Origin of the sequence: Paenibacillus algorifonticola, from assembly GCF_000971975.1 — a bacterium.
GTDB classification, from domain to species: Bacteria; Bacillota; Bacilli; order Paenibacillales; family Paenibacillaceae; genus Pristimantibacillus; species Pristimantibacillus algorifonticola.
Genome location: NZ_LAQO01000025.1, coordinates 149,442 through 155,441, shown reverse-complemented (window position 1 = coordinate 155,441; position 6,000 = coordinate 149,442). Strand labels below are relative to the sequence as shown.

Genomic DNA, 6,000 nt, shown 5'->3' with positions numbered 1-6,000 from the left:
CTCCTTAACATGATAGGTTTATTCTACAAGCCCTTATTTTTTCTGTCCAACTTAGTGTAGCCGATCCATACGAGAGCATTTATTGAGAGGAATCGAAATAAGGGTACAGAAATTATTGTCCAAGTTCGCAATAAAAAAAATGAAGAAGCCATAGAGCTGCCTGGTGGAAGATTGGAACCCTATGAATCTATATTAAATGGATTAAAACGAGAGGTACTAGAAGAAACGGGTTTGACCGTTACAGAAGTAGAAGGCAGTGAAAAGCGTATTGACACGGTTGGCATTAATTCTAATTTTGAAGTGGAATGTTTAGAACCTTATTGTGTGTATCAGACCATTAAGGGACCCGTGGATTCAATAGGAATGTACTTTATTTGTAGAGCAGAGGGTCAATTATTATCTGAAGGAGATGAAACCTTACATATTCGATGGGAAGCTATTGAAGATCTTTATTTATTAATGAAAAATGACCCGCGAAAATTTTCAGATGTCGATCGAGCAGGACTGAAATACTATTTAAAACATAAGTTTGGAAAGCAATTTGAATAAGACAGTAGTCTCACATAACTAGATTATGAAACAAGTTCGGCTAATGAATCAGGTGCTTGAAAAGCTATTTTTTAGCCTGCTGCATAGCCTGAGGCCTTAAATCCGTCATAGCATGCAGCAGGTCGTCTACCCTAAGAGGTTACGTTCGTCCTTTTAGATTAAATCATATTTTTGTCCATCTCCTTGACAATCAAAGTCGCAAACAAGCTGTTGGACCAGGCGAACCATTCGCGGGAGAAGTCTGCCGGATTATCCGGGTGGAAGCCCTCGTGCATAAAGCCCGTATCGGCGTCTGTATCGATCAGCACTTGAATCAGCTCTTTGATCTCCTCTTCATTATCGGAGGTCAGCGCCTGCATGGAGAGTGCCATATGCCATACATAGCCGCCAGGGGTATGGGGACTGCCTATGCCCTTGGCATGCTTGCCCTCAAAATAAAACGGATTGTCGAAGCTGAGGGCAAAGCGGCGCGTATTCTGATAGATAGGATCGTCCGTGCCCACATAACCGATATAAGGGATAGAGATAAGTCCCGGTGTCCCCGCATCATCCATCAGGCAATAATTGCCGAAGCCATCCGTTTCATAGGCATAGATAGGACCATGAGTGGGGTGGTTCACGATACCGTAATGGCGGATGCCAAAATCGATCTCTCTGCGCAGCTTGTCCGCCCGCTCGGCCAGACGCCCATCCTTATAAATCTCGGTTGCGATTTCAATAATATGGCCCAGTACAACGACAGCGAACATATTCGAAGGTATGTTATAGGCAAACACATTGGCATCATCGCTTGGGCGAAAGCCCGACCATGTCATTCCCGTATAGTTAGCAGGCATTCCGCGCCCTTCGTTCGGCAGCGTTTCTGTTTCTTGTTTAGTCTGCCTGATGAAATGATAGTTGGAACGCTCATGATGGCGCTGCTCGGTGTTCATTACTTCAACGATGGAGGTGAGGGCCTGATAGCATTCATTGGTGAAAATGTCGGTTTGTCCAGCTTCCTTCCAATAGGAGTACATAAGCTGAACGGGAAAACAAAGCGAGTCCAGCTCGTATTTGCGCTCCCACATCCAAGGATTCAAATGGCAGTCGTCGCTGTCGCGATAATGGCGATCGTTAGCCGTTTCATTAAAAGCATTGGTGTACGGATCAATATTAATATAGAAGATTTGTCTGGCAATCAGACCGCCAATGATGCGCTGCAGTTGCTCGTCGTTTTTGGCAAACGGGATATAGTGGCGCACCTGCTCGGTAGAATCACGCAGCCACATGGCCGGTATGTCGCCGGTGAATACAAATGTCGTACCGTCATCCAATAATTTGGTTGTTGTTTCCAGTGTGTTAGGGAACGTATTACGGAATAATTGCTGCAGCTTGGGACGATGGGCCAGACGCTTGTCGGCTTCCTCCAGAAAAGTTGTAATCGATTTTGGCAATGTCATTTTATTGTCCTCCTGAAAGTTGGTCATGTCCTAACTCGACTTACCCAACAGGATGGCACAAGGCCGCCAGGACAGCAATATGTATCATTTGCAGGATAGAAATGCGGTTCAAAAACAACACAAAAGCGCTTACAGCCCTTTGTTGTAAGCGTGTTAAATTTGCTTTTGTACATCGGTCAAACCCAGTAATAATGCGGGTTTGGCCTTTTTTGTGCGCTTGCTTCAAATACGACATATTTTATCCTGCTGAGGTACCTGCCTATAATTTGTAGCAGAGCGGTACAGGAACAGGAAAGGGGCATCAGTAAATGAACGGTAAAGGACAGCAGGCTATACGGCCGCCTTCACTGCGACCATCAAGTGGGATCGCCAAGCGAATGAAGCAAAACTGGGAATTGTACTTATTTATACTTCCCGCGTTTGTTTATTTTGCGGTATTCCACTATGGACCGATGTACGGAATTCAAATTGCATTCAAAAATTTTATTCCGTCCAAGGGTATTTTTGGCAGCGAGTGGGTCGGCTTTCAGCACTTTGAACGTTTTTTTAATTCGCATTATTTTTGGGATTTGCTCTGGAATACGCTCAGCATCAGTTTCTATGAGCTGGCCATCGGCTTTCCGCTGCCGATCATTCTGGCATTAGCTTTTAATGAAATCCGCAACGGCTATTTCAAGAAAAGTGTGCAAACGATTACTTACGCGCCGCATTTTATTTCTATCGTAGTCATGACCGGGATGATTATTTCATTTCTATCCCCGACGAGCGGGATGCTTATCCGCGGGCTTGAGGCACTTGGCATCGATGCGCCGCAGTTTCTTAATGATCCTGCTTGGTTTAAGACGGTCTATGTCATTTCCGGCGTATGGCAAAATACAGGCTGGGGAACGATCATTTATTTGGCGGCGTTATCAGCGGTTGATCCGCAGCTGCACGAAGCGGCCATTGTCGATGGAGCAAGCCGATTCAAAAGGCTGCTGCACATTAATCTGCCCACCATTATACCGACCATTACCATCCTGCTTATTTTGAATACAGGCAATATTCTAGGTGTCGGCTACGAGAAAATTTTACTGCTGCAAAACTCATTGAATCTGGAAAGCTCGGATGTCATTTCGACCTTCGTTTATCGGTCAGGTCTCGTAAGTGCACAATACAGCTTCTCCACTGCCGTAGGGTTGTTCAATTCGATTGTTAATGCCCTCATGCTGATTACAGTGAACCAAATTGCCAAACGTACGAGTGCAACAAGCTTATGGTAAAGGAAAGGAGAGGTTTAAAATGGTAAAGTCGATGAGGGAATCCACCTCGGACAGGCTGTTTCTGGCAGCAAACTATATTTATTTGGCCCTTGCGCTCCTTGTTGTGCTGTATCCGCTTATCTATATCGTCAGCGCTTCCATCAGTACGCCAAAGTTCGTTAATTCGGGGGAAATGTGGCTGCTGCCCAAAGGTCTGACGCTGGACGGCTATAAGCTTGTTTTTTCGAATCCAAAAATATGGAACGGCTATGGCAACACCATTCTCTATACCGTAGTCGGAACGATGCTGAATCTGGCAATCACCTTGCCCGCTGCCTATGCCTTGAGCCGCTCCGACTTTGTGGGACGCAACTTTTTTATGGCGATGTTTCTCATCACGATGTTTTTTAATGGCGGCTTGATCCCCCTCTATCTGACGGTCAAAAACCTAGGGCTGATCAATTCGATGGGAGCGTTGATTTTGCCTGTTGCAGCATCCGTATGGAATATCATTGTGGCCAGAACCTTCTTCCACTCCACTATTCCCAAGGAGCTGCAGGAGGCTGCGCATATGGATGGCTGTACCAATCTGCGGCTGTTCTTCCAAATCGTGCTGCCGCTGTCTGCTCCGATAATTGCCGTTATGGCCTTGTTCTATGGCGTCGGCCACTGGAACAGCTATTTTCCGGCGCTTATTTATCTGAATGACGAAATGAAATATCCTCTGCAAATGGTGCTGCGCCAAATACTGGTGCTGCAGGAAATGTCGGCAGAAACGACCGGAGCGGCCATCAGCGGCGATATTGCCCAGGCAATGAACAACAAAGCTGAAATTGCTTCCTTGGTCAAATATTCCGTTATTATCGTTTCGACTCTGCCGGTTGTCGTTTTGTATCCGTTTTTGCAGCGCTATTTCGTTCAAGGGGTCATGATCGGCTCCGTCAAAGGTTAAGCTTTCCGTCACAGGATGGTAATAGATGCATGCGGGTAGCGGCTTGGCCTGTATGAGCCAGCTATTTCGCAATCATTTGTTATAGCGTTATGATTATAAAAAAGGGAGGATTTACGATGCAGAACATGAAGAGAGGCGCGGCGGCGCTGCTGTCTGCCGCTCTAATGGCAGGCTTGCTGGCTGGCTGCGGAACGTCGGATGACAAGCAGCAGACAGAGGTTGAAACAGAGGTAGCCAAGGAAGGATTTCCAATTGTAAACGAGCAGATTTCGTTAACGCTGACAGCGCCTGATGTCGGTATTCAAAATTGGAAGGATATGGCCGTGCTGCAGGAGATGGAGAAGCTTACGAACATCAAGATGGAATTTAACAATGCGCCGAAGGAAAGCTTTGATACGAAGAAAAACCTTATTTTCTCAAGTGGTGAATATCCGGATGTGTTTTATGCTGCGGGGCTTACCCCTGCGGAGCAGATGAATTACGGCGAGCAGGAGATTCTGGTTCCGCTTGAGGACTTGATTGAAAACTATGCTCCTAACTTCAAAAAGGTGCTGGAAGATTATCCGGAGGTGCGCAAGTCCATTACAGCTCCAGACGGTCATATTTACTCCATGCCGGTTATCGAGTTCAATCAGCCATGGTACCGAAATCCGCTGTGGTACAACGGCGATTTTCTGAAAGCGCTCGGCTATGATAAATTGCCGGAAACGACTGAGGAGCTGTACACGTTCCTCAAGCGCGTAAAGGAAGAGGACCCGAACAAAAACGGGAAAGCCGACGAGGTGCCGTTGTCATCTGTCAATCTGCGCGATATTCGCACCTGGCTGCTTGGCGCCTATGGCATTTATGAGGAAGAAATTTATGTAGACGACACCGATGTCGTTCATTACACGCCTATTGAAGAAGGGTATAAGGAGTATCTGATCTTCCTGAACCGTCTATGGGCAGAGGATTTGCTGGATCATGAGACGTTCTCGCAGACAGCGGAGCAGAAAAAAGCAAAAGCCCAAAATAATCAGGTCGCGCTGTTCTCTGATTGGCATGCCTATATGACCTTGGGCGGCGAACCGAGCACGGAAGACCCGATGTTCCTGCCAGTCAAGAGCGAGATGGTGGACAAGGCAGTCATTGCCAAGAGCAAAGGCGTAACGACAGGAGCTTTTGCCATCTCCAAAACGAACCCTCACCCTGAAGCTTCCATGCGCTGGGTGGACTACATTTATAGTTATGATGGAGCATTGATGTTCAATAAAGGGCCTGAGGGCGTTCTGTGGGAATACACCGATCGCGACAACCTGATTAAGCAATATTTGCCGGTTCCGGGCGGCGGAGATCGCGAAGATTACCGGGCAACGCTGACGCCAAACTACGGCATTCCGGCGCCGACCATTTCGATTCCAGAAATTCAGCTGGGGCTGACCACCGAATTTGATGAGTGGGTAGCGAACGAATCCAAAACCAAGCTATTGGATAACGGCTCGCGAATTCCATACCCGACGCTGTTCCTCACAGCAGAGGAGCAGGCGGAGGTAACGACGCTGACCTCGGATTTGACGACGTACGTACGTCAAATGGAGGCCAAGTTCATTACGGGCGCCGATTCGTTCGACAATTGGGACAAATATATCGCCACCGTAACTAAGATGGGCGGTGATCGCATGAGTCAAATCTATCAGGGCGCTTATGACAGATGGAAGCAAAGCTAAAGGCTAGCATTTAAATGCCATTCCATGGGGAACAAGGTTATTAGATAAAAAGCCATTCAAGAGGAATTGCTCCCGCCGGCTGCGGCTTTATCCGCAGCCGGCGGATAGCATGA

5 protein-coding genes are annotated in these 6,000 nt (G+C 47.1%); 4 read left to right on the top strand and 1 reads right to left on the bottom strand.

The window, feature by feature from the left end; genetic code table 11:
- Positions 1-63 precede the first annotated feature (63 nt).
- Positions 64-549: an NUDIX domain-containing protein gene (locus WH37_RS25140; protein WP_046233372.1), complete on the top strand. Its 486-nt coding sequence runs from the start codon at positions 64-66 to the stop codon at positions 547-549.
- Between the two features lie 158 nt (positions 550-707).
- On the opposite strand, the gene WH37_RS25135 is transcribed toward WH37_RS25140, so the two are convergent.
- Positions 708-1,988 carry a glycoside hydrolase family 125 protein gene (locus WH37_RS25135; protein WP_082110997.1) on the bottom strand — a complete coding sequence of 427 codons (1,281 nt, stop codon included), beginning with the start codon at positions 1,986-1,988 and terminating at the stop codon, positions 708-710.
- Positions 1,989-2,296: 308 nt separating this feature from the next.
- On the opposite strand from WH37_RS25135, the gene WH37_RS25130 reads away from it, so the two are divergent.
- The 3 genes from WH37_RS25130 (at position 2,297) to WH37_RS25120 (ending at position 5,887) form a co-directional block, all read left to right on the top strand.
- Positions 2,297-3,250 carry an ABC transporter permease gene (locus WH37_RS25130; protein ID WP_046233370.1) on the top strand — a complete coding sequence of 318 codons (954 nt, stop codon included), beginning with the start codon at positions 2,297-2,299 and terminating at the stop codon, positions 3,248-3,250.
- A 19-nt stretch (positions 3,251-3,269) separates the two neighbouring features.
- Positions 3,270-4,181, top strand: coding sequence for a carbohydrate ABC transporter permease (locus WH37_RS25125; protein WP_046233369.1), 912 nt, complete (start codon positions 3,270-3,272; stop codon positions 4,179-4,181).
- 116 nt (positions 4,182-4,297) lie between these two features.
- Positions 4,298-5,887 (top strand): extracellular solute-binding protein, encoded by a 1,590-nt coding sequence (locus tag WH37_RS25120; protein WP_046233368.1) that lies wholly within the window; start codon positions 4,298-4,300, stop codon positions 5,885-5,887.
- Positions 5,888-6,000: the final 113 nt, after the last annotated feature.

Bases quoted from the DNA above. Each gene is read 5' to 3' on its own strand.
- WH37_RS25135 (WP_082110997.1), bottom strand. From the start codon at position 1,988: ATGACATTGCCAAAATCGATTACAACTTTTCTGGAGGAAGCCGACAAG.
- WH37_RS25130 (WP_046233370.1), top strand. From the start codon at position 2,297: ATGAACGGTAAAGGACAGCAGGCTATACGGCCGCCTTCACTGCGACCA.
- WH37_RS25125 (WP_046233369.1), top strand. From the start codon at position 3,270: ATGGTAAAGTCGATGAGGGAATCCACCTCGGACAGGCTGTTTCTGGCA.
- WH37_RS25120 (WP_046233368.1), top strand. From the start codon at position 4,298: ATGCAGAACATGAAGAGAGGCGCGGCGGCGCTGCTGTCTGCCGCTCTA.